Genomic DNA, 23,358 nt, shown 5'->3' on the forward strand with positions numbered 1-23,358 from the left:
AATTACTCTCCATTTAATTGTGATGCGCCATCATCCTGCGATGGCGCCGGGTGTTTGCCGGGTAGCTGACAGGCGTTCGCCTGCGGCACCAGACTGATTTCGACACGGCGGTTGAGCGCACGCCCTTCCGGGGTGTCGTTGGTTGCAGCAGGACGGCTTTCGCCATAGCCCTGCACAGCAAAACAGCTTTCAGGTACGTCGCCGGTGTCTCGCATCCAGTTGCGCACTGCCTCGGCACGTTTCAGCGAGAGCATCTGGTTCAGTTGCGGATTTCCGGTGTTATCGGTATGGCCGGATACGACAATCAGCCAGCCCGGCTTCGCTTTGATGCCCACCAGAGAATTCACCAGCATTTTGGTAGACCCCGCTTTGAGCACAAATTTTCCGGAGTCGAACAACGACATGCTGTCGAGACGAATGGTTTTCGGACCCTGAATAATTTTCTTAATGACCGGAGGCGGCGGTGGCGGAGGTGCCCAGTCACTGACTGCGGCCTCAACAGGCGGAATCAGTCGCAGTCCCTGATACAGACCCAGGCGATAACGCAGTGGCTCCCCGCGACGTTGCCAGTCGTCCAGCAATGCGCCATCGGCCCGCAGGCGCTGCTGCGCACGCAGTTTCGGGGCAACAGGCTGACCCGTCAGCTGGTGATATAACGCAAGGTGATCGCCAACATTACGAATGAGGAGCTGGTTGTTCATCCAGGACGCCAGCATCGCCAGCGCGAGAAAAATCCCGCCCAGTAATCCGGCATAACGCCAGAACACCATCCTGCGGCTCACGCCACGTCGGCGCGGCAACGCCGGCAGCAGCAGTTCAGGCAGCGGCAGTGGCTCGGTGCTCACAAAGGCATCCGGTGGCAGCGCCGTCACGGAAGTGATGTGTTGTTGCCAGAGATTGCCCGCGATACCACTCACCGGCACTATGCACATACCCTGCACGCAGGGCGTCATCACCGGTAACTCCCCCCGCCGTACCGACAGCAGGTCGTTCACCGCGCTGTTTTGCCAGGCAAGCAGACTGTCCAGCCACAGGCCATGGCTCAAACGCGAAAGACGCCTGTCCGTTCCAATTTCCAGAGGCCAATCCGCCAGTGACACATTGCCCTGACCGGGCTGATACACCTGAATACCGCTTCGCGGGCTTACCGTGGTAAACCAGACGGGCTCAGCCTCTGCACAGGCCACAGGAGGAGATACCCAGGTCACGGTCCACAGCGGGGGGATAGTGCCAAATGCCGCACGGCACTGGACGACAGCACGCTGCCAGCCCCGAAGATTCTGGGTAAAATCATCGCCGGAGGTGTGCTGTTCAGGTACCACCGCCAGCATGACGGAGATTTGCGACACCTGAGCCGGACGCACCAGGCTCAGGTGTTGTGCCAGAAGTGGCAACTGCTCCGCATCCTTCACCCACAGATACCAGCCCTGTCGGGTTTCCCGGTGACGGGAGCCGGACACAAACAGTGGGCTGTTGTCGCCACAAACAAGGATCACCGCACCCTGAAAATCTTCCGGCGGCAGATTTTCATCCACAATTTCCCGGACAGCGGTCGCCCGTGCCTGAGAAGCCCGGCGCTGACGCCAGAGCATCACCACGGACACCAGCACAACCAGCAGACTGAGTGCCACACGGCTGCCCGAGGACAGTGGCCAGAATCCCAGGATGAGCCACAGCGCCAGTACAGCACCCAGGGCAGTTAACAGACTTCGGTATGCATCCCGCATCGCTTACCCCGGCCTGACGGTCTGGCTTACCAGTTCGGTAAGCGAAGACGAAAGGAAGAACCAGAGCGCCACCAGGGCGACAGCGGCCACAACCCAGCTCAGCCAGTACCCGCGACGGCCGCTGCGCAGGCGTGATGCCCGGGCCACAATGGGAGCGTCCTGTGCCAGCGTAAAGGCCGGTACCCGTTCCGCAAGCGCGCGAAGAATATCTTCCCGACGCTCATCATCCTGGGCACGATATTGCCCCACAAACCCCAGTTGCAGAGTCCGGTGCATACAGGTCAGGACGGCGGCGTCAGGGGCGGTTTCTTTCAGCAGGTCCCGGATCCTTTCCCACAACTCCTCACCGGCATTGAGAGTGCCAAAGAAGTGTGCCTGCAGCGGGTCACGCCGCCAGGTCAGATAGCCATCATCGGTGGTTCCCCGGTTCATCACGCTCTCATCAAGCAGTGCACACAGGGTATACACCATATGGTCACAGCTGATGTCGCTGTAACCTGCCTCCGTGAGCGCCGCTTTTGCCTCCTGCACCAGACGGCAGGCCCGACGATAGAGACCTTCCCCGTCACGAACCTCCTGTCCGCCCCGCAGCTGGCTGGCCATCAGCCAGCCGGGGTAGAAAATACGCTCAATTTGACTTATTTCTGATGTATTCATGTGCGCAGCACCGCAAAGAGTTCAAGTTTCACATCCCCCAGTGAGCGCGGGGTATAGAAGGTGCAGCTTCCCTCTTCCAGCATCGCCCGCGCTGCCTCACTACTCAGATCCAGCGAGAAATACTGGTTCTCAAGGCGTAACGGGATAGCGGCTGGCACATGGGTCAGCGGCCTGATAACCATCCCGCTCAGAGCCACATTCACCACATCCGACACATCTTCAAAGCTGCCCGCTTTACACAGCTGCGGGAATTTCGTCTGAAGCTCATGGTTCGGCATGGAGGAACGTACGGAGAGGTAGAAATCCGCCCCTTCGCGCAGGCGCGCATCGTGCAGGGCACCTTTCCAGATCTGATCCTGATGCTCCAGGTGGATACTCACCACCCGTGACGGCAGGCTCGCTTCCAGCAGCTTATCGAGCAGTGCCAGCAGCGGCGGGAATACCCGCTCCGGTTCATCATGCTGATAAGCAGGAATATCCCCCGCGTCGTGTTCCAGAGAGAAGGTCAGCAGGCTGCCGGCCAGACGGGTCAGTTCGCGGTACAACAGTTCCGGGTGACGCTCAGGCGTCTGAAGCAGTTCCGTCAGCACCGGCTCAGCGCTGTTCAGGGCATTGAGCAGCCAGAACAGGGAGACATCCGCGACCGCAAAGTCGGCCATCCGCTCATTGCTTTCCCGGCGCATGGCCATCAGGCGACGGCGACGGGCCTGCAGACGGACCAGCAGATCACCCAGTTCGGTGGCAAGCCACGGACTGGCAGCAGCAGACAGCATTGGCGGGATAAAGGACGGGTCCCGGCTCCACTGCCCCTGTGCATTACGTATCAGACGGGCCACCGGACAGGTCAGGTATGCTGCGTTTTCCTGGCTGGAGAGGCGCAGGGTCAGCGCATGACGCAGGATCGCGAGTTCCCCGCTTTCGTGACCGGCCAGCTCCTGCACCACCACACGCTCAGCTTTCCAGCGACGCGGGCGCTCACTGTCCTGTCCGTTATCGAGGTTGCCACCACTGGCGCTCAGCAGCGGCAATGCGGCAACCACCTCAACAGCCTCAGAGCCGTTTGCAGCAGACAAGTCACAGACCGGCGGAATATTATCTGCCAGATCCGTATCAACAATCGTGCCATCCTGGAAACGTACGACCAGACGGATGGCATTCAGGCGCGAGAGCGCCAGTGCAGCATCGTCAAATTCTGCCACAACCACACCCCAGGGATGAGAAAACCCCATCCGGGCGACCATGTCGGCAACGTGTTCACTCCAGCGGGCCTGCTGCTGGAATTGTTGCGGGGCCAGAGCGGCCCCATCCTCCCAAAGTGGGCGGTAAATTTTCATCCCTGATTACCCCTCGCCTTACGATTTCGCCTTCGGCATCTGGGAAACCAGTGACAGGTTGACGTCCATGCCTTCGACCTGGAAGTGAGGGATCGCGTACAGCTTCACGCGGAAGAAGCCCGGGTTGTCTTCAATATCTTCAACAACCACTTTCGCATCACGCAGCGGGTGAGACGCCTGCAGTTCATCGCCCGGATCGGTCATTTCAGTGACCAGACTGCGAACCCAGGTATTCAGCTCCAGTTCAAGCAGACGGCGATCCTTCGTGGTACCGATGTTTTCGCGCTGAATCAGCTTCAGGTAATGGGCGATACGCGACAGCAGGAAGATATACGGCAGACGCGCGTTGATGCGGCTGTTAGCCGTTGCATCTGCGGTGTCATACAGCGCCGGTTTCTGGCTTGAGTTAGCCGAGAAGAAGCAGGCATAGTCGCGGTTTTTGTAGTAGGACAAAGGAATGAAGCCCAGATTCGCAAACTCAAATTCGCGGGTTTCGGGGATCATGACCTCGCTCGGGATTTTTACCTGATTGCCGGTACCGAGATCGTAAAGATGGATAGGCAGGTCCTGAACCGCACCACCGGCCTGCGGACCACGAATCTGTACGCACCAGCCATTATTGATAAAGCTACGCACCATGTTGGAAGCAAAGGCAAAGGAGGCATTCGTCCACAGGTATTTGTCGTGATCCGGACCTTTGACCTCTTCGACATAATTGAAGCTGCGAACGGGAACGGTATCCGGCCCGTACGGTAAACGTCCCAGTACGCGCGGCATGACCAGGCCGATATAGCGAGCGTCGTCGGTATCGCGGAAAGATTTCCACTTGATGTACTCTGCGCGGTCAAAATAGTTACCGATATCTTTAATTGCAGCGACGTCTTCCATGGACTCTTTAAGGAAGAATTTTGGACCTGCAGAGCCGATAAACGGCATGTGCGCAGCAGCGGAGACTTTAGAGATGTTGCGCAGCAGCGCGACATCCTGCGCTGAAGCATCGAACTCGTATGCGGAAATCAGTGCCGCAATTGGCTCGCCGCCTGGGGTGTCATATTCATCAATATAGGTGTGTTTATACAGACCACTCTGGATGATTTCCGGGCTGTCTTCGAAGTCCTGACGCAGGTCTTCTTTAGACATACTCAGCAGCTCAATTTTCACGTTCTGGCGAAAATCTGTTTTATCAATCAGCGACTTCACTCCGCGCCACAGACCTTCAACTGCCTGAAACTCCTCATGGTGCATTACCGCGTCCAGCTGACGGCTGATCTGGTAATCGAGTTCAGCAATGTGGTGATCAATCAGGCTTTTATCCAGTTTTTCGACTTTCGCACCGGCTTTGGTCAGACATTCCAGGAAAACCTGCATACCTGCCGTCAGACGTTCATCAGCGGTCGCATCCGACATCGCCTGCGCGTCCTGCCAGATATCCAGGGCGCTCAATTCAGAGACGGGACTTAAGTTGATTTTCTCAAACAGGGAGGCGTAAACCCCACTCGCAGCAGGACGTTCCAGCACCATGCTTTCACCGCCAGCAATATTATTTTGTACAGACATGAGCATTCCTTGATTAATCCGTTAAAACATCGTGATGGTTAAGCTTTTTTGGGTGCCAGTGCGGATAATTCATTGCGCAATTCAGCGCTAAGTGACTGGTCAAGAACGATTTTTTCCAGCTCTTTTCGGAAAGTCTGGTTATCCAACAGGTTGGCCTTAAGATCGCGGAGTAAGTTGCGCATCGCCAGCATCGCCTTCAGCTGTGGTATCTGGGCAGCCACCTGCTCTGGCGTGAAATCTTTCATGCTCTGGAAAGTCAGCTCAATATTGTCCTCACCACCATCATCTGACAGGGTGTTTTTGACGCTCAGATTAACTTTTGGGGAATATTCGGAAAGAACACTGTCGAAATTATTTTTGGTGATGTTAACTTTTTCACGCTCAGATATTGGCGCAGCATCCTGACCATTACTGAAATCACCGGCAACAAGCAGTTTTAAGGGTAATTCCATTTTCTTGCTTGCTCCGCCAGTATGCAGGTCAAGCTTCAGGTTAATACGTGCCTTAGGCACTTCATTCTGAAAACTGTCAGACATTTGATCATCCCTCTTTGTTTTGCGATGCAAACTTCACGGTATCGTTCTTGATGCGCAATATTAGAACAATGATCGACCGCAAATCAAATACACAGATCATTTATCCGCAATTAGAAAATTCTTAAGAATTTTCCTCTAAGATATTATTGCAACTTATCAGACCAACCCAGAAAAAGAAGCTACTCTTTTTCTGTAAAACAAATATTTGTATCGTAAAAGAGGTTGCAGCCAGTCAGATGCTAAAAAAACAATATTGTTTTGATTTGCATCACAGCACTATATCAAAAACACAGGAGAGAACTGCTTTAGACTCGATAAAAGGAAAGATGAATAAATTATGGACTCAGGCACTCCATTCATTGGATGAATAATAAATAAGAACTTTCACAAAGAAAATTCTTATTTATTAAACGAAGAGGTAAAAAAAAATATGAATACGGAATCTGCCACAAAAAAATAGCGCTTTTAATCCATCCTCTCTCGAAGAGGCTTCCTGCCCGACTCAGGTGGAAGGTGTTCTCATGACTGACATGCCTATAAAAACTGTAAAATCAACCACCTCCTTGACTGCCGCTTTTTTAATCAAAAACGAGTAATAGCACATAACGTATAACGGTGCTACATTACGCCGCCCACCCAAATCAGCAGTGGTCAGGCAACGCCGTAAAGTTCGGTAAAGCCTGAAACCATCACCTTGAAGAACGGTCTTAATGGCACGTCGTATCGCACACGCTGCGCTACCTTTACAGGCTTCACATAGGTTTTACTATCTTGTCTCAATCCAAATTTGAACGTGCGTTTTTACACCCGCGTTACTGGTTTACATGGTTTGGTCTTGGCGTACTCTGGCTGCTGGTGCAACTTCCCTACCCTGTGCTGCGTTTGCTGGGGTCGAAACTGGGCAGCGCCTCTCGCTATTTCCTGAAACGTCGCGAAGCCATCGCGCGCAAAAACATCGAGCTTTGCTTTCCTCAGTACAATGCTGAAGAGCGCGAAAAATTGATCTCTGAAAACTTTAAATCTATCGGTATGGCGCTGCTCGAAACCGGTATGGCCTGGTTCTGGTCGGATGAACGCGTCCGCAAGTGGTTTGATGTCGAAGGGCTGGACAACCTTAAACGCGCGCAGTTGCAAAACCGCGGTGTGATGGTTGTGGGCGTTCACTTTATGTCGCTGGAGTTGGGTGGCCGGGTGATGGGTCTTTGCCAGCCAATGATGGCGACCTACAGACCGCACAATAGCCCGGTAATGGAGTGGGTACAGACGCGCGGCCGCATGCGTTCCAATAAAGCGATGATCAGCCGTAATAATCTGCGTGGAATGGTCGGTGCCCTGAAGAAAGGTGAAGCCGTCTGGTTTGCCCCTGACCAGGATTATGGACGTAAAGGCAGCAGCTTTGCCCCCTTCTTTGCCGTTAAAGACGTGGCGACAACCAACGGTACCTTTGTGATTTCGCGGTTGTCAGGCGCCGCCATGCTGACCGTGACGATGGTGAGAAAAGCGGATAAATCAGGCTATCGTCTGCACATCTCTCCTGAAATGGCCAACTATCCGGAAAACGAATGCGAAGCCGCAGCATTTATCAACAAGGTCATCGAAACTGAAATCATGCGCGCGCCAGAGCAATATCTCTGGATGCATCGCCGTTTCAAAACGCGCCCACTTGGCGAAGCCTCGCTCTATATTTAAGTCCCGCGTGACGGTTAGTTTCGATAAGAAACTAACCTTTTCAATCACCTGTAATAACCCCGTGTAACGGTTTTTCGTCGCGTCGCTCAAAGTGAATTTATTGCGTTGTGAAATCAAACTGTCGCCGTTCCACGACACCCGTAAGTGTCGGAAATTATTTAAAAAAATCCCTCTTGTCACCCCTCATTTTTAGGCGTACATTAGCGCCGTCTGGCTACAGGAAAGCACAGAATTCTGAGCTGGAGTCGGCGGCATAGCGGGAAAATTCTCATTTCCGTTTTGGCCGGATTTCAGTTCTCTATACTCAGTTGGACTCTGTTTTTAAATGCGTACCACAAGATACGCGGAGCGATGAAACGTGAAATATTTCTTTATGGGCATTTCGGTGATCGTTTTAGTCTGGGCCGGAACCTTTGCCCTGATGATCTAGTGAAGAACATGCAGTCAAAAAGACAGGAGCCATAGGCTCCTGTCTTTTTATGTCATGATGATGCGGGGTGTTCGGAGACGCTCTTTGTTGAGAGCAGGCCATCGGCCCGGAACATACTCTTGATGCCCCTCACCGCCTGACGAATACGGTCGCTATTTTCGATTAAAGCAAAGCGCACGTGGGTGTCACCGTAATCACCAAAGCCAATGCCCGGTGAAACACACACCTTCGCGTCCTGCAGCAGTTTTTTAGCAAACTCAAGCGATCCCATTGCCGCATACGGCTCCGGAATTTTCGCCCAGACGTACATGGACGCTTTCGGCATTTCCACCATCCAGCCCGCTTCATGTAACCCTTTTACCAGCACGTCGCGGCGGCGTTTATACTGGGCTGCAATGTCGTGAACGCATTGCTGATCGCCTTCAAGCGCCGCAATAGCGGCAACCTGTAGCGGCGTAAAGGTGCCGTAATCGTGATAGCTCTTGATTCGCGCCAGCGCACTCACCAGCGTTTTGTTACCCACCATAAAACCAATACGCCAGCCCGCCATGTTGTAGCTTTTCGACAGGGTAAAGAATTCTACCGCCACGTCACGCGCCCCCGGCACCTGCATAATTGAAGGCGCTTTCCAGCCGTCATAGACGATATCCGCATACGCCAAATCATGTACCACCAGCACGTCATAGCGCTTAGCCAGGGCCACAACCTTCTCAAAGAAATCGAGCTCCACGCACTGCGCCGTCGGGTTGGACGGGAAACCCAGGATCATCATCTTGGGTTTCGGATAGCTTTCGCGAATTGCGCGCTCCAGCTCGTTGAAGAAATCGACGCCTTCCACCAGCGGTACAGAACGTACCTGCGCCCCGGCTATCACCGCGCCGTAAATATGGATTGGGTAACTCGGATTGGGAACCAGTACCGTATCACCGTGATCCAGCGTGGCCAGCATCAGGTGCGCCAGCCCCTCTTTCGAGCCGATGGTCACAATGGCTTCACTCTCAGGATCGATATCAACCTGATAACGATCCTGATACCAGCGCGAGATCGCGCGGCGTAATCTGGGAATACCGCGCGAGGTTGAGTAGCCGTGCGTATCCGGACGCTGGGCAACCGTGCAGAGCTTCTCAACGATATGCGGTGGCGTGGGGCCGTCAGGGTTGCCCATGCTGAAATCAATGATGTCTTCGCCGCGCCGACGCGCAGCCATTTTCAGTTCAGCGGTGATATTGAAAACATAAGGGGGGAGACGATCGATACGCGTAAAACGGCGTTCAGGACTGAATTCAGCCATAGATTCCTCAGATTAACGTTAGCGCCCGGACCGTCCGAGCGACGCTGCCACTGATGTGACATGCTTAGAAAATAACCTGAAAAAAATCACGCTGTCGAGAGGGAAATGAAAAAAAAGAGAACCCCATGAAAACCGGAACACGGGTACGCCTTAAAGCGGAAGGAGGGGGACTCATATCGGCTTTCCGTTATCTATTGTTTAACACAATGATATCAAAACAGTTACCGGACGATGCGACAGCAGGAAAGAATCGGGAGGTATCAATCCTCATCCGATAATCCCCTTTCAAAAACAGGGTTTTTCCTCATTTGATAAACCTGACGGATAGCTGGTCAATATGCCCCAGGTTTTTTATCATGGTTCTTTCCCGTTTTCCCAGGTCTGCTCGTGCACGAAATATTCACTATGCTGCTGGCGGTTTTTGATCGCGCAGCATTAATGCTGATTTGCCTGTTCTTCCTTATTCGCATTCGCCTGTTTCGCGAGCTGTTGCATAAATCTGCTCACTCGCCGAAAGAGCTGCTGGCCGTCACCGCTATCTTTTCGCTCTTTGCGCTGTTCAGCACATGGTCCGGCGTGCCGGTAGAGGGCTCGCTGGTTAACGTGCGGATTATCGCCGTCATGTCTGGCGGAATTTTGTTTGGTCCGTGGGTAGGTGTCATCACCGGCGTGATTGCCGGAACCCATCGCTACCTGATTGATATCGGCGGCGTCACGGCGGTGCCGTGCTTTATCACCAGCATTATCGCCGGGGTACTATCCGGCTGGATCAGCCGTAAAATCCCGAAAAAGCAGCGCTGGCGCGCCGGGATCCTCGCGGGTATGTTGTGCGAAACGCTGACCATGATCCTGGTTGTCGTCTGGGCTCCCACGACCGCGCTGGGGCTGGATATTGTCTCGAAAATCGGCATCCCTATGATTCTGGGTAGCGTGTGCATCGGTTTTATCGTGCTGCTGGTGCAGAGTGTGGAAGGGGAAAAAGAGGCCAGTGCCGCTCGCCAGGCCAAGCTGGCGCTGGATATCGCCAACAAAACGCTGCCGCTTTTCCGCCACGTTAACGCGGAGTCGCTGCGTCAGGTCTGCGAGATTATTCGCCACGACATTCACGCGGATGCCGTCGCTATCACCAATATTGACCACGTGCTGGCTTACGTCGGTGTTGGCGAGCACAACTACCGCGACAATGATGACACGATAAGCCCGACCACCAGACAAGCGATTAACTACGGTAAAATCATTATTAAAAACAATGATGAAGCCCACCGAACGCCGGAGATCCACTCTATGCTGGTGATCCCGCTTTGGGAGAAAGGCGTGGTGACGGGCACGCTGAAAATTTATTACTGTCACGCGCATCAGATCACCTCAACGCTGCAGGAGATGGCGATAGGTCTGTCGCAGATCATCTCCACGCAGCTTGAGGTCTCCCGGGCGGAACAGTTACGCGAGATGGCAAATAAGGCAGAGCTGCGCGCGCTGCAGAGCAAAATCAATCCCCATTTCCTGTTTAACGCGTTAAACGCCATCTCCTCTTCGATTCGATTGAATCCGGACACCGCGCGCCAGCTGATTTTCAACCTGTCGCGTTATCTGCGCTACAACATTGAGTTGAAGGATGACGAGCAGATCGACATCAAAAAAGAGCTATATCAGATTAAAGACTACATCGCGATCGAGCAGGCGCGCTTTGGCGACAAACTGACGGTCATTTACGATATTGATGAAGAGGTCAACTGCGTGATCCCGAGCCTGCTGATCCAGCCGCTGGTCGAAAACGCCATTGTTCACGGTATTCAGCCCTGTAAAGGCAAAGGTGTGGTCACCATTAGCATCACCGAAAGCGGCAACCGGGTGCGTATCGCCGTGCGCGATACCGGCCACGGGATTGACCCAAAAGTCATCGAGCGCGTGGAGTCTAATGAGATGCCGGGGAATAAAATCGGGCTGCTGAATGTGCATCACAGGGTCAAGCTGCTCTACGGCGATGGGCTGCATATTCACCGTCTTGAACCCGGCACTGAAATCGCTTTTTACGTCCCGAATGAACGCTCCCCTGTTCATGCGACGGCATCACTGTTACCTCAGGGTGAGTAATATGAAAGTCATTATCGTTGAAGATGAAATTCTGGCTCAACAGGAGCTCACCTGGCTCATCAAAACCCACAGTCAGATGGAGATTGTGGGTATCTTTGACGATGGGCTGGACGTGCTGAAATTTTTGCAGCATAACCGGGTCGACGCCATTTTTCTGGATATTAATATTCCTTCGCTGGACGGCGTCTTACTGGCGCAAAACATCAATCAGTTTGCCCACAAGCCGTTTATTGTGTTCGTTACCGCCTGGAAAGAGCATGCCGTTGAGGCCTTCGAACTGGAGGCGTTTGACTATATTCTGAAACCTTACCAGGAGTCGCGGATTGTCAGCATGCTGCAAAAGCTGGAGGCCGCATGGCAGCAACAGAGCGCTCCGGTCACCGCCAGCCCGACGGTACGGGAAAACGACACCATTAATCTGGTCAAGGATGAACGCATCATCGTGACGCCAGTGAATGATATCTACTACGCCGAAGCGCATGAGAAGATGACGTTTGTCTATACGCGGCGGGAATCGTTTGTCATGGCGATGAACATTACCGAATTCTGCGGCAAGCTGCCGTCGGCCCACTTTTTCCGCTGCCACCGTTCGTTCTGCGTGAATTTAAATAAGATCCGCGAGATCGAGCCGTGGTTTAACAATACCTATATTTTGCGTCTCAAGGATCTGGATTTTCAGGTGCCGGTGAGCCGCAGCAAGGTGAAAGAGTTCCGTCAGCTGATGCACCTGTAAAACGCCCTCTCCCGGCGGAGAGGGCTCTGTATCAGAGGATTTGCCCGAGAACCTGACGCAGATGGGCACCCGAACCCAGCAGGCCAGGGTTATCATGCACGATAAGATAAACAGGAATATCCTGCACGTAGCTTCTGAAGCGTCCTTTATCTTCAAACCCACCGCGGAAACCTGAAGCTTTAAAGAAGTCGAGGAAGCGCGGTACGATCCCGCCCGCGATATAGACCCCACCGAAGGTGCCAAGCGTCAGCGCCAGGTTGCCGCCGAAACGTCCCATGATCACGCAGAACAGCGACAGGGCACGACGGCAGTCAATGCAGCTGTCCGCCAGCGCTCGTTCGGTGACGTCTTTCGGCTGCAGGTTTTCCGGCAGACGACCGTCTGATTTCACAATCGCGCGGTACAGATTCACCAGTCCCGGACCTGAAAGGACGCGCTCGGCAGAGACGTGGCCGATCTCAGCGCGTAACTCTTCGAGAATAATGCCCTCTTCTTCGCTGTTTGGCGCAAAGTCTACATGACCGCCCTCACCCGGCAGGCTTACCCAGCGCCGATCAACATGCACCAGATGCGAAACGCCCAGGCCGGTACCGGCACCGTAAACCGCAATCGGCTTGCCTTCGACCGGTTCAGCGCCGCCGAACTGGATCAGATGCTCTGGCTTGAGCATCGGGATCGCCATAGACACGGCGGTGAAGTCATTGATGATTTCCAGATGCGCAAAACCGAGGTTCTTTTTCATCTCTGCAATAGAGAATGCCCAGGTATGGTTGGTCATGGCGACCCAGTCGCCAGTTATCGGGCAGGCAATGGCAATGCAGCCATCCTCGACGCTCACCTGATGTTCATCCAGATAGACGCGGACAACGGCCTCAAGGCTGGGATAATCCAGCCCCGAGTAGGTTTTCGCCCGGGAAATTTCACCGCTACTTACATCGCATAATGCGAGGCGCGCGTTCGTGCCGCCCACATCACCTACCAAAGCATACTTTGTCATTCTTCTACTGCTCCGCTAAAGTCAGAATAAATCTTTGGGACACTGTAAATTCAAGGCGTGATAACAACAACGACTGGAAGGTGAATGCCCATGGATTATCGATCTTCGTCACAGAATAACTTTACCGTTTCAGCACCTTTTGCACTATTGCCATAAAGCTGATTGTGCAGAGTAACGTTATACCGTTTTGTACAAGGAAATCATCATGCTCCACCCGCGAGCCAGAACCATGCTGTTGCTGGCAATTCCGGCGCTCATCATTGGCGTGGCGTCAAGCCTGGTACTCATTGTCGTGATGAAAGTCGCGTCGGTGCTGCAAGCCCTGCTATGGACGGCGCTTCCGGCGAAACTGGGGATCACCGCTGATTCTTCAGCGTGGATCATTTTGATGCTGACGTTAACCGGTATTGCGGTAGGCCTGGTGATCCGATTCAGTCCCGGCCACGCCGGACCGGACCCGGCGCTGGAGCCGCTGATTGGCGCCCCGGTTCCGCCCTCTGCGCTGCCGGGGTTGATCATCGCGTTAATTGTGGGCCTGGCGGGCGGCGTCAGCCTCGGACCCGAGCATCCCATTATGGCGGTGAATATTGGTCTGGCGGTGTTCCTGGGCTCACGCATTTTACCGCGCGTGGGTGCGCTGGACTGGACGATCCTCGCCTCCGCAGGCACCATCGGGGCGCTTTTCGGGACGCCCGTCGCTGCCGCGCTGATTTTTTCACAGACGCTTACCAGCAACAATGATGTCCCGCTCTGGGACAAACTGTTTGCTCCCCTGATGGCCGCGGCGGCGGGCGCGCTAACAACCAGTCTGTTTTTCCATCCCCACTTTTCCCTCTCACTGCCCCACTACGGAGAGATGCGAATAGCGGATATTTTCAGCGGTGCCATCGTCGTTGCGATTGCCATCGCGCTGGGGATGGTCGCGGTATGGTGTCTGCCACGCCTGCACCGGCTAATGCATAAACTCAAGCATCCGGTGTTGATTCTGGGCACAGGGGGATTGATCCTCGGTATTTTAGGCACCATCGGCGGGACGGTGACGCTGTTTAAAGGCCTGGACGAGATGCAGCAGTTGGCCTTCAGTCAGGTATTTAGCGTTTCCGATTATCTGCTGTTTGCCGTCATCAAACTGGCGGCGCTGGTCGTCGCGGCTGCGTGCGGTTTCCGCGGTGGACGCATTTTCCCGGCAGTCTTTGTCGGCGTGGCGCTGGGGCTGATGTTGCACGAACATGTGGATGCGGTTCCGGCGGCAATTACCGTCTCCTGCTCGATTCTGGGTCTGGTTCTGGTGGTGACGCGTGACGCATGGCTGAGCCTGTTTATGGCGGCGGTTGTGGTGCCGGATTCGACGCTGTTCCCGCTGCTCTGCATCGTGATGTTGCCCGCCTGGCTCCTGCTGGCGGGCAAACCGATGATGATGGCCTGGCGAAACGATAAGTAATCAGGCGCTGTTGCGCGCTTCCAGCGCTTTGGTGAGCGCGCTCAGCAGCGGCGGTATGTCGGATTTCGGCAGCATGACCTCGATCAGCGAAAGCCGCTCGTGGTGCGCCACTTTTTCCAGCACATCCACCAGCTCGCCCGCCTCACTCACCTGCCAGCACTCGGCCTGAGGCGCGAGACTCAGCGCCTGAGGAAGGTGCGTCCAGTTCCAGAGCGCAATATCATTATACCGTTGCTCTGGTCCATGGATGGCCCTTTCGACCGTGTACCCTTCGTTGTTCAGCACCAGAATGATCGGACGTTGTTTATCACGCAACATCGACCCGAGCTCCTGAATAGTCAGCTGCGCCGCGCCATCCCCCGTCAGCACTATCACACGCCGGTTCGGGCAAGCCGTTTGTGCGCCAAACGCTGCGGCCAGCGTGTAGCCGATCGACCCCCACAGCGGCTGGACGATAAAATTCACGTCAGCCGGAAGGCGCAGGTCAATGGCGCCGAAGGCCGAAGTTCCCTGATCGGCAAGGATGATGTCTCCTGGGCGAATAAACGTTTGCAACGTTTTCCAGAAATTCTCCTGGGTCAGCGCGCCCTCCGGCTGAGGGAAGCTCATTGCACGATGGGAAACTGGCGCAGGTTTATCATGCACATGCTGTTTGCACAGTTCCACCAGCGTTTCGATTGCCTGAAGCATCGGAATGCCGGTAAACCATACGTCACCGACGCGGGCAGCGTGAGGCTGAACTTCTATCGTTTGGGCCGGGGTTAGCTGATGGGTGAAACCGGCGGTGAGGGTATCGGTAAAACGGGTGCCGATGCACAGTACCGTATCCGCCCCTTCAATCGCCTCTTTTACCGGGCCGGCGCTTGCCGAGCCGCTGTATGTGCCGTAAAAACCGGCATGACGTTCGTCGAATATCCCTTTACCCATTAGCATCGTGGCGTGCGCCATCGGCACGTCCTTCACCCACTTCTGTAGCGCATGCTTGTGTCCATGGCGCAGAACAAGGAAATCAGCTAACAGCGCGGTGCGCTTGCTGGTTGCCAGTTTATTTTCCGCAGCATCCCGAAACGCTTTAAGGCAGGCACTGTCGGCATGGGCATGGTGAAGTGTGAGAGCGTTTACAGGAGGCGTGGCGGCTTTTTTTGCCACGTCGGCAGGTAACATCAAATAGCCGGGACGACGCTCCCGGAGCATGGTGGTCAGAACCCGGTCGATTTCATAGCAGGCGTTTTGTTCGGTCAGGATCGCCTGCGCGACGGTAATCGGCTCGCTCATATGATAAAAATGGCGGAACTCCCCATCACCCAGCGTATGGTGCAGCAGTTCCCCTCGTTGCTGTGACGCCGTCCCCGGCGCCCCGACAATATGCAATACCGGAACGTGCTCGGCATAGCTTCCCGCGATGCCATTCATGGCACTTAACTCGCCGACACCAAATGTTGTGAGCAGCGCGGCGAAGCCCTTACAGCGGGCATATCCGTCAGCAGCATATGATGCGTTTAATTCGTTGGCACAGCCCACCCAACAGATGTCGGGGCTGTCTATTACATGGTCGAGAAACTGCAGGTTATAGTCGCCCGGCACGCCAAACAGATGATCGGCTCCACAATCAGTAAGACGGTCCAGCAGGTAATCGGCGACGCAGTATGGGGTACGCATGAACAGGTATCCTTCTAATGTTGACCTCACTTTGAGTATTAGAGAAGCGTGATGGCTGTCCAGAATCAGCGGTAAGAAGGGTATGGAAAGAATGCTTTACAAAAAAGGCTGCGCTATGCTGCTTTTTTTCACGTTAATGTAAACGCATACACTGATTTTTCTCATCTGCGCACGAGGTCATAAAATGGGTTATCAGCCGGATAAAAATCGTTACCAGACAATGCAGTATCGTCGCTGCGGTCAAAGCGGGCTCAGGTTGCCCGTCATATCGCTGGGTCTGTGGCATAACTTTGGGGACGCCACGCGTCTCGAAAACAGCCGTCAACTTTTACAGCGCGCCTTCGACCTGGGTATTACGCATTTCGACCTTGCCAATAACTATGGTCCTCCACCGGGGTCGGCCGAGCGTAATTTTGGGCGTATTTTGCAGGAGGATTTTCTGCCCTGGCGCGACGAGCTGATTATCTCCACGAAAGCGGGATATACCATGTGGGAGGGCCCCTACGGCGACTGGGGATCGCGCAAATATCTACTGGCAAGCCTGGATCAAAGCCTGAAACGCATGGGGCTGGAGTATGTCGATATCTTCTATCATCACCGTCCTGATCCGGAAACCCCGCTGCTGGAAACCATGAAAGCGCTTGACCATGTGGTGCGCCAGGGAAAAGCGTTGTATGTCGGGTTATCCAACTATCCTGCAGCGCTGGCGCGAAAAGCGATTGATATCCTGAATGATCTTGGTACGCCCTGCCTGATCCACCAGCCGAAATACTCCATGTTTGAACGAGGACCGGAAGGGGGTTTACTGGCCGTGCTGCAGGAAAAAGGCGTGGGCTGTATTCCCTTCTCGCCGCTGGCGGGAGGACAGCTCACCAACCGATATCTGAACGGTATTCCCGCAGACTCCCGTGCGGCAAGTGGCAGTCAGTTCCTCAACCCGGATCAGATCACTGAAGAGAAGCTGGAGAAAGTGCGTAAGCTCAATGCCCTGGCGGAAGGCCGCGGCCAGAAGCTGTCGCAGATGGCGCTGGCCTGGGTGTTACGCCATGAAGCAGTGACGTCGGTGCTGATTGGGGCAAGTCAAGCGGCTCAAATTGATGACGCCGTTGGCATGCTGGAAAACCGCCATTTCTCCGCGGAAGAGCTGAACCTTATTGAAGAAATCCTGAGCAGCTCAAAATAAAACCGCTTTTAGCAAAAAGTGCTCTGAGCCTGGAATTCGGAGTTGAGGCGATGAAACGAGGCTTTACCAACTCGTAATATTGCGTTAACAGGCCCCACAAAGGCCCCGATCGTGAAGGAGAAAGAGTATGTTCAGGTCACTGATTCTTGCAGCGGTATTACTGGCTTCCGCCCCGCTGATCGCCACTGCGGGCGAAATCACCCTGTTGCCATCAGTAAAACTACAAATTGGCGATCGTGACGACTACGGCAGATACTGGGACGGCGGCTACTGGCGCGACCGTGATTACTGGCATCGTCACTATGAGTGGCGCGGAGACCGCTGGTGGAAACACGATAACGGCAGACACCGCGGCTGGTATAAAGACAATGCCTATGAACGCGGCTATCGCGAAGGCTGGAACGATCGTGACGACCGTCGCGGTGGCTGGGGTCACGGCCCAAAAGGACACGGTGGTCACGGCCACGGTCGTCATTAATGTAAAAAGGAGCCTTTCGGCTCCTTTCTCTTTTATAACCCCAGCGCTGTGCCAATCAACAGCCATAAATTTAGCGCCACCACTACTACCACAATCGCCCAACCTGTCCGTTTCACCAGCGTCGAGTTAACCAGATCGCCCATCAGGGCTGGATTACTGGTAAAAATCAGCAGAGGAACCAGCGCCAGCGCGATACCAAAACTCAGCAGCACCTGACTCATCACCAGAATTCGCGTGGGATCAAGCCCCATCAGAATTACAACAAATGACGGCAGCATGGTGACGGAACGACGAACCCACAGGGGAATATGGAAGCGCACAAATCCCTGCATCACCACCTGCCCTGCCAGCGTGCCCACCACCGTGGAAGAGAGACCGGCAGCCACCAGGCTCAAACCAAAAATCGTGGCAGCAGCATGGCTCAGTAACGGCTCCAGCGTGAGATACGCCTGGTCGAGATCGGCAATACCTGTATGACCGTTAAAGTGAAAAGCGGCGGCTGCGGTGGCCATCATCGCCAGGTTCACAAAACCCGCGATGGTCATGGCAATCGCCACATCCCATTTGGTTGCCGAATAACGTTCTTTACGCGTCCCACCGTGAAGATGCTGGGTCAGCGAAGAGTGCAGATAAATGACGTGTGGCATAATGGTCGCCCCAAGCACCCCGGCAGCCAGGAAGACGGCTTCCGACGTTGGCAGGCTGGGGATCACCATGCCTTTACCAAGCTGTACCAGGTTTGGCTGGGAGAATATCAGCTCGACAATATAGGCCGCCGCGACAAACAGCAGCAGCCCACCAATCACCTTTTCAAGCGGCTTTTGCCCCCGACGCTGTAACATCAGGATCAGGAAAGTGGTAATCCCGGTCAGGACCGCCCCTTGCAATAGCGATACGCCCAGAATCAGCTTAAAGCCGATCGCCGCACCGATAAATTCAGCGAGATCGGTTGCCATGGCGATGATTTCAGCCTGCACCCAGTAGAGCCAGACGGCCGGACGTGGGTAGTGGTCGCGGATTTGTTCTGCCAGGTTTTTGCCCGTAGCAATCCCCAGTTTTGCTGAGAGCATTTGAATCAGCATCGCCATCAGGTTCGCCCAGACGACCACCCACAGCAACTTATAGCCGAAGCTGGCCCCGGCCTGAATATTGGTCGCAAAATTACCCGGATCGATATAGCCGATGGCAGCAATGAATGCAGGTCCCATTAATGCGAACCGCAGCTTGCGCGCCGCTCTGCCACTGCTACCCTCTACGCGACTGTTAGTCATTATCTGCCTCTGGAAATATAGCCTTTGCTATGTTTAATACTATCAAAATGAGAATGATTATCAAGATCATTTAAGTGGTTAAACATGATTTCTCTGATAGCTAAGAACGATAGATGGGCAGGTGGTGCGACATCACAGAATGTGAAAATGCGCAGTCATTTGTGAAGCGTAGCACACAAACTTAACTTTTCACTCATTTACCTAACATAACGAAAATGTATTGTGGATCACTATTTTTGAGACTCGTCACAGGATGTAACTATAGTGTGTCCTTGATCTCGTTTTCTTTTCGCTTGTTGCATAGAATGTGCACGAAAATTAAACCTGCCTCATATTTGGAGCAAATATGGACCGCGTCCTTCATTTTGTCCTGGCACTTGTTGTCGTTACTGCACTCGCATTGCTGGTCAGCACAGACCGCAAAAAAATTCGTATTCGTTATGTTGTCCAACTGCTGGTCATTGAAGTTTTACTTGCGTGGTTCTTCCTGAACTCCAACGTAGGTCTCGGCTTCGTAAAAGGCTTCTCCGAAATGTTCGAAAAACTGCTCGGATTCGCCAACGAAGGGACCAACTTTGTCTTCGGTAAAATGAACGACGAAGGTCTGGCGTTCTTCTTCCTGAAGGTGCTGTGCCCAATCGTCTTCATCTCCGCGCTCATCGGTATTCTGCAGCACATCCGTGTTCTGCCGTTCGTGATTCGTGGAATTGGTTTCCTGTTATCCAAAGTCAACGGCATGGGCAAGCTGGAGTCTTTCAACGCCGTCAGTTCCCTGATCCTCGGTCAGTCTGAGAACTTCATCGCGTATAAAGATATTCTCGGCAAAATGTCGCGTAACCGCATGTACACCATGGCGGCAACCGCAATGTCTACCGTTTCCATGTCTATCGTGGGCGCGTATATGACCATGCTGGAGCCAAAATATGTTGTCGCTGCGCTGGTTCTGAACATGTTCAGCACCTTTATCGTGCTGTCGCTGATCAACCCATACCGCGTTGACGCCAGCGAAGAGAACATCCAGATGTCCAACCTGCACGAAGGCCAGAGCTTCTTCGAAATGCTGGGCGAGTACATTCTGGCCGGTTTCAAAGTGGCGGTTATCGTTGCCGCCATGCTGATCGGCTTCATTGCGCTGATCTCTGCGCTGAACGCCCTGTTCGCCGCGGTGCTGGGTATCTCTTTCCAGGGTATTCTGGGCTACATCTTCTATCCTGTTGCCTGGGTGATGGGTGTTCCGGCTCACGAAGCGCTGCAGGTGGGCAGTATCATGGCAACCAAACTGGTTTCTAACGAATTCGTTGCGATGATGGATCTGCAGAAAATTGCCAGCACGCTTTCTCCGCGCGCGGAAGGCATCCTGTCCGTGTTCCTGGTCTCCTTCGCGAACTTCTCGTCCATCGGTATTATCGCCGGGGCGATTAAAGGCCTGAACGAAGAACAGGGTAACGTGGTTTCACGCTTTGGCCTGAAACTGGTGTATGGCTCCACTCTGGTGAGCGTTCTGTCCGCGTCCATCGCAGCGCTGGTCCTGTAACGTTTACTGCAAAACAAAAAACCGGGAGCAAGCTCCCGGTTTTTTTATGCCCGAATTTCTTCCAGCGGTTTGGGTTTACCTATCAGGTAGCCCTGCAGGTAATCCACGCCGAAGCGAAGCAACATCTCCCGCTGTGCGGGTGTTTCGACATACTCCGCCACCACACATAGCGATTTCGTCTTCGCCAGATTACACATCGACTGGACGATCATCGCATCCATGTCATCAGTACAAATGTCTTTAACAAAGCAGCCGTCAATTTTGATGATATCCGCCTGCAGACGTCTGAGACGCTCGTAGTTGGCGTACCCCGTACCAAAATCATCAATAGCAATCCGGAATCCACAATCCCGCAGTTGCTGAATATTATTGATGCTGCAACCTGAATTGGAGAAAGCCTGCTCTTCGGTGATCTCAATGACCACGGTTTGAGGGGCAACGCCGTACCGTTCAAACAGCGCACAAATCTCGGTCGCTACCTCTTTTTGCATCAGCGTGAGCGGCATCAGATTGACGGAGAAACGGGCCCCAGGCTGCGTCGCAGGATGATCGCGCAGCCACAGCAGTAATTTTTCCATAACGCACATATCAAACCGGTGGCTAAGGTTGAACTGAGCAATCAGCGGAATAAAGCGATCAGGGGTGATGATTTCGCCCTCGCTCTCCATACGCGTCAGAATTTCGTAGTAACCGCTACCGTCTGCCTTCTGGATCGGTTGCGCGTATAAATGGAACTGACCCGCCTCCAGGGCATGCTTAATCCGCGCTAACATCAGGACGCGCTCTGTTGTTTGTCCTGATGCAGCCTCCAGGCTATTCGTCAGCGCAAGTACGTTCTGTCCTGCACAAGATTGCTCAGCCAGCCAGCTTAGTTGCCCCAGCGTGTGATGCAATTTTTCACCGTTTTCGACCATCCCCCAGGAGGCACCAAACTCAATATCCAGCCCGGTGTTGTTCCAGAAAATTTTCCGGCTGTTCAACCGATCAACCATATGCTGGAGACGCTCAGCAATTTCCGGCCCCAGCAAGACCACCACCAGCTCGCTTCCGGGCAACTGGAAGAGCATCTCGTCCTTTTGCAGAAGGGGCTGCAGCGACGAGGCGATCGTGCGTTTGCAGTGGACCCGCATCAGGATCCCGTAATGGCGGCTCAAAAATTCCAGGTTATCCATGCGCAGAATGCACACTTTGGCATCCTGGTGAATCTCAAGATACTCCTCCAGCGCACGGATATTGGGCAAACCGGTCAGCGGATCGGTCAGCGCTCTGCCCTGCCATCCCCGCTTCAGCCACTCGCTACGCTGGTAAATCCGCGACATGTAAAGCAAGCAGATGGCAAACGAGATCAGCACGGACAGGATAAAGGAGAGTGAATGGCCCGACTCCACACCATTCAGGAAGTTATAGTTGTAGGTCAACAGCAGAAGCGCTGAAGCAGCCCAAAGCAGAGAGATAAGTGCATAGGTCAGGCGACTTATCGCTAAGGTAAAGAGAATAAAAATCAGCGGCATTAAATAGCCCGCAATAACAGGGGATTCAAAAGGGCCACATAAAACAGCGAGAATGAAGCCTAGAAGCATGAGCCAGACAAATATAAACAATGAATTCTTATGGAAAAAAATGGGCTTCACGCTTCGTCGCCAGAAGGTAATGGCATAACGAGGATTAATTATCATTCTTAACGGGTAATAGAACATCATGGTAAAAATCAGCGCCGCGCCTATCAGACTTTGAATATCCACGACGTTATAAATTACCGTCCCTTCACCGAAGAAGGTGGAGATAGTTACCGGGAAATCAAACAAATAGCCCACTAAATACATCGACATTTTAATGCCGAGTGGCACAATAAAACCGAGCCAGAATATCCGTAATCCAATGTGCTTGTTAGGAATGCAGTAGCGCCAGCGCCTGCCCAGCATGAGGCGCAACAAGCCGCACGCCGCGAACAACGCAAAGGTCTGACAAAACAGCAATACTGAATATTGTAGCGGTGCTAAATTAATATAGAATAAATTAGTGACAGTAAAACCTAACAGAATGGGAAGAATTGCCCGACGACCAAATAACAGAATTACCGCCAGCATAACGCTCAGGGGTAACCACGCTAAATAAACGTCGTGACCATTCACAATCGCGCGCGGGGAGAGATAACGGGAGAAAGGAACCGCGATCAGGCATATCGCCAGGGCAATTATAAATATCTTTACATTATTGTACGTTTTTCTATTCATTAAGCTGATGCGATTATTATCCGTTCATATCATTGACCGGATGGATAATAGGTTTATTAATTGTGCGAATCAAGTTGAAGTCTATTTATGGACAGGTTTATTGATTTCGATTGAGGTCAGGTACAGGAATACCTTCTTTTTGATAACAAAATGCGGTGGTGAACGTTACAAACAGATAAAAAAAACCCTCGTCTTTTGACGAGGGTTTAAAATTTTGGTGGAGCTAAGCGGGATCGAACCGCTGACCTCTTGCATGCCATGCAAGCGCTCTCCCAGCTGAGCTATAGCCCCACATGTGACTTTACTGACCGCACTCTGTTGGGTTCAGAGTTTGGTGGAGCTAAGCGGGATCGAACCGCTGACCTCTTGCATGCCATGCAAGCGCTCTCCCAGCTGAGCTATAGCCCCATCGTAAAGCTGTCATGTTGACGGGCGGCATAATATGAATTCCGCCGCGGAGTGTCAACGGCAAATTCATTGACCGTGATTCAATCGCCGAAAATTCATGCAAAT

At 53.4% G+C, this 23,358-nt stretch carries 18 protein-coding genes and 2 tRNA genes; 8 read left to right on the forward strand and 12 right to left on the reverse strand.

The annotated features are described in order from the left end of the window. Window positions 1-2 precede the first annotated feature (2 nt). The 5 genes from ACOTY9_RS06695 to tssB are packed head-to-tail and all read right to left on the reverse strand — an operon-like array spanning window position 3 to window position 5,811. The gene (locus ACOTY9_RS06695; RefSeq protein WP_348565357.1) at window positions 3-1,727 is read right to left on the reverse strand and encodes an OmpA family protein; all 1,725 of its coding nucleotides are present in this window, start codon (window positions 1,725-1,727) and stop codon (window positions 3-5) included. 3 nt (window positions 1,728-1,730) lie between these two features. Next, entirely contained in the window at window positions 1,731-2,384 is a 654-nt protein-coding gene (tssL, locus tag ACOTY9_RS06700) for a type VI secretion system protein TssL, short form (protein ID WP_050861909.1), read from the reverse strand. Next, window positions 2,381-3,718: a type VI secretion system baseplate subunit TssK gene (gene tssK / locus ACOTY9_RS06705; protein ID WP_050861908.1), complete on the reverse strand. Its 1,338-nt coding sequence runs from the start codon at window positions 3,716-3,718 to the stop codon at window positions 2,381-2,383. Before tssK ends, tssL begins: the two co-directional genes overlap by 4 nt. Window positions 3,719-3,736: 18 nt before the next feature. After that, window positions 3,737-5,281, reverse strand: a complete 1,545-nt coding sequence (gene tssC, locus ACOTY9_RS06710) for a type VI secretion system contractile sheath large subunit (RefSeq protein WP_318594572.1) — start codon at window positions 5,279-5,281, stop codon at window positions 3,737-3,739. Between the two features lie 32 nt (window positions 5,282-5,313). Beyond that, window positions 5,314-5,811, reverse strand: coding sequence for a type VI secretion system contractile sheath small subunit (gene tssB, locus ACOTY9_RS06715; RefSeq protein ID WP_014884714.1), 498 nt, complete (start codon window positions 5,809-5,811; stop codon window positions 5,314-5,316). A 768-nt stretch (window positions 5,812-6,579) separates the two neighbouring features. Between tssB and lpxP the strand changes: the two genes are divergently transcribed. After that, the gene (gene lpxP, locus ACOTY9_RS06720; RefSeq protein WP_087529900.1) at window positions 6,580-7,500 is read left to right on the forward strand and encodes a kdo(2)-lipid IV(A) palmitoleoyltransferase; all 921 of its coding nucleotides are present in this window, start codon (window positions 6,580-6,582) and stop codon (window positions 7,498-7,500) included. Between the two features lie 358 nt (window positions 7,501-7,858). Further along, window positions 7,859-7,930, forward strand: a complete 72-nt coding sequence (gene ypdK, locus ACOTY9_RS06725) for a membrane protein YpdK (RefSeq protein WP_099458937.1) — start codon at window positions 7,859-7,861, stop codon at window positions 7,928-7,930. A 52-nt stretch (window positions 7,931-7,982) separates the two neighbouring features. Here the strand turns inward: ypdK and alaC are convergent, their stop codons facing one another. Beyond that, window positions 7,983-9,221: an alanine transaminase gene (alaC, locus tag ACOTY9_RS06730; protein WP_014884716.1), complete on the reverse strand. Its 1,239-nt coding sequence runs from the start codon at window positions 9,219-9,221 to the stop codon at window positions 7,983-7,985. A gap of 387 nt (window positions 9,222-9,608) precedes the next feature. On the opposite strand from alaC, the gene ACOTY9_RS06735 reads away from it, so the two are divergent. Together ACOTY9_RS06735 and ACOTY9_RS06740 are read left to right on the forward strand one after the other, a co-directional pair. After that, on the forward strand, window positions 9,609-11,315 hold the full coding sequence (locus ACOTY9_RS06735; RefSeq protein WP_023331022.1) for a sensor histidine kinase: 1,707 nt from the start codon (window positions 9,609-9,611) through the stop codon (window positions 11,313-11,315). Between the two features lies 1 nt (window position 11,316). Next, a complete protein-coding gene (locus ACOTY9_RS06740) occupies window positions 11,317-12,048 on the forward strand; it encodes a LytR/AlgR family response regulator transcription factor (protein ID WP_045269731.1) in 732 nt (243 codons plus the stop codon). A gap of 31 nt (window positions 12,049-12,079) precedes the next feature. On the opposite strand, the gene glk is transcribed toward ACOTY9_RS06740, so the two are convergent. Continuing rightward, the gene (gene glk, locus ACOTY9_RS06745) at window positions 12,080-13,045 is read right to left on the reverse strand and encodes a glucokinase (RefSeq protein WP_014884719.1); all 966 of its coding nucleotides are present in this window, start codon (window positions 13,043-13,045) and stop codon (window positions 12,080-12,082) included. A 205-nt stretch (window positions 13,046-13,250) separates the two neighbouring features. On the opposite strand from glk, the gene ACOTY9_RS06750 reads away from it, so the two are divergent. Further along, window positions 13,251-14,486, forward strand: a complete 1,236-nt coding sequence (locus tag ACOTY9_RS06750; protein WP_023338609.1) for an ion channel protein — start codon at window positions 13,251-13,253, stop codon at window positions 14,484-14,486. Here the strand turns inward: ACOTY9_RS06750 and ipdC are convergent, their stop codons facing one another. Next, entirely contained in the window at window positions 14,487-16,145 is a 1,659-nt protein-coding gene (gene ipdC, locus ACOTY9_RS06755) for an indolepyruvate decarboxylase (protein WP_045281774.1), read from the reverse strand. A gap of 184 nt (window positions 16,146-16,329) precedes the next feature. On the opposite strand from ipdC, the gene mgrA reads away from it, so the two are divergent. Both mgrA and ACOTY9_RS06765 read left to right on the forward strand, forming a co-directional pair. Then, window positions 16,330-17,328, forward strand: coding sequence for an L-glyceraldehyde 3-phosphate reductase (gene mgrA / locus ACOTY9_RS06760; RefSeq protein ID WP_023331026.1), 999 nt, complete (start codon window positions 16,330-16,332; stop codon window positions 17,326-17,328). A gap of 127 nt (window positions 17,329-17,455) precedes the next feature. After that, window positions 17,456-17,806 carry a DUF2502 domain-containing protein gene (locus tag ACOTY9_RS06765; RefSeq protein ID WP_023331027.1) on the forward strand — a complete coding sequence of 117 codons (351 nt, stop codon included), beginning with the start codon at window positions 17,456-17,458 and terminating at the stop codon, window positions 17,804-17,806. A 32-nt stretch (window positions 17,807-17,838) separates the two neighbouring features. Here the strand turns inward: ACOTY9_RS06765 and ACOTY9_RS06770 are convergent, their stop codons facing one another. Continuing rightward, window positions 17,839-19,077: an Nramp family divalent metal transporter gene (locus ACOTY9_RS06770; protein WP_348565356.1), complete on the reverse strand. Its 1,239-nt coding sequence runs from the start codon at window positions 19,075-19,077 to the stop codon at window positions 17,839-17,841. Between the two features lie 346 nt (window positions 19,078-19,423). Between ACOTY9_RS06770 and ACOTY9_RS06775 the strand changes: the two genes are divergently transcribed. Continuing rightward, window positions 19,424-20,611: a NupC/NupG family nucleoside CNT transporter gene (locus ACOTY9_RS06775; protein ID WP_014884725.1), complete on the forward strand. Its 1,188-nt coding sequence runs from the start codon at window positions 19,424-19,426 to the stop codon at window positions 20,609-20,611. 44 nt (window positions 20,612-20,655) lie between these two features. On the opposite strand, the gene ACOTY9_RS06780 is transcribed toward ACOTY9_RS06775, so the two are convergent. The 3 genes from ACOTY9_RS06780 to ACOTY9_RS06790 all read right to left on the reverse strand — a co-directional run bounded on the left by ACOTY9_RS06780 (window position 20,656) and on the right by ACOTY9_RS06790 (window position 23,253). Further along, complete coding sequence (locus tag ACOTY9_RS06780; RefSeq protein ID WP_348565355.1) at window positions 20,656-22,845, reverse strand: sensor domain-containing phosphodiesterase; 2,190 nt, start codon at window positions 22,843-22,845, stop codon at window positions 20,656-20,658. A gap of 215 nt (window positions 22,846-23,060) precedes the next feature. Beyond that, window positions 23,061-23,136 (reverse strand) — tRNA-Ala (locus tag ACOTY9_RS06785). 41 nt (window positions 23,137-23,177) lie between these two features. Next, window positions 23,178-23,253: transfer RNA gene (locus ACOTY9_RS06790), tRNA-Ala, on the reverse strand. Window positions 23,254-23,358: the final 105 nt, after the last annotated feature.

Source organism: Enterobacter cloacae complex sp. SHL012, assembly GCF_049237505.1.
Classification (GTDB): domain Bacteria; phylum Pseudomonadota; class Gammaproteobacteria; order Enterobacterales; family Enterobacteriaceae; genus Enterobacter; species Enterobacter kobei.

Bases quoted from the DNA above. Each gene is read 5' to 3' on its own strand.
- ACOTY9_RS06695 (WP_348565357.1), bottom strand. From the start codon at position 1,727: ATGCGGGATGCATACCGAAGTCTGTTAACTGCCCTGGGTGCTGTACTG.
- tssL (WP_050861909.1), bottom strand. From the start codon at position 2,384: ATGAATACATCAGAAATAAGTCAAATTGAGCGTATTTTCTACCCCGGC.
- tssK (WP_050861908.1), bottom strand. From the start codon at position 3,718: ATGAAAATTTACCGCCCACTTTGGGAGGATGGGGCCGCTCTGGCCCCG.
- tssC (WP_318594572.1), bottom strand. From the start codon at position 5,281: ATGCTCATGTCTGTACAAAATAATATTGCTGGCGGTGAAAGCATGGTG.
- tssB (WP_014884714.1), bottom strand. From the start codon at position 5,811: ATGTCTGACAGTTTTCAGAATGAAGTGCCTAAGGCACGTATTAACCTG.
- alaC (WP_014884716.1), bottom strand. From the start codon at position 9,221: ATGGCTGAATTCAGTCCTGAACGCCGTTTTACGCGTATCGATCGTCTC.
- ACOTY9_RS06740 (WP_045269731.1), top strand. From the start codon at position 11,317: ATGAAAGTCATTATCGTTGAAGATGAAATTCTGGCTCAACAGGAGCTC.
- glk (WP_014884719.1), bottom strand. From the start codon at position 13,045: ATGACAAAGTATGCTTTGGTAGGTGATGTGGGCGGCACGAACGCGCGC.
- ACOTY9_RS06750 (WP_023338609.1), top strand. From the start codon at position 13,251: ATGCTCCACCCGCGAGCCAGAACCATGCTGTTGCTGGCAATTCCGGCG.
- ipdC (WP_045281774.1), bottom strand. From the start codon at position 16,145: ATGCGTACCCCATACTGCGTCGCCGATTACCTGCTGGACCGTCTTACT.
- mgrA (WP_023331026.1), top strand. From the start codon at position 16,330: ATGGGTTATCAGCCGGATAAAAATCGTTACCAGACAATGCAGTATCGT.
- ACOTY9_RS06765 (WP_023331027.1), top strand. From the start codon at position 17,456: ATGTTCAGGTCACTGATTCTTGCAGCGGTATTACTGGCTTCCGCCCCG.
- ACOTY9_RS06770 (WP_348565356.1), bottom strand. From the start codon at position 19,077: ATGACTAACAGTCGCGTAGAGGGTAGCAGTGGCAGAGCGGCGCGCAAG.
- ACOTY9_RS06775 (WP_014884725.1), top strand. From the start codon at position 19,424: ATGGACCGCGTCCTTCATTTTGTCCTGGCACTTGTTGTCGTTACTGCA.
- ACOTY9_RS06780 (WP_348565355.1), bottom strand. From the start codon at position 22,845: ATGAATAGAAAAACGTACAATAATGTAAAGATATTTATAATTGCCCTG.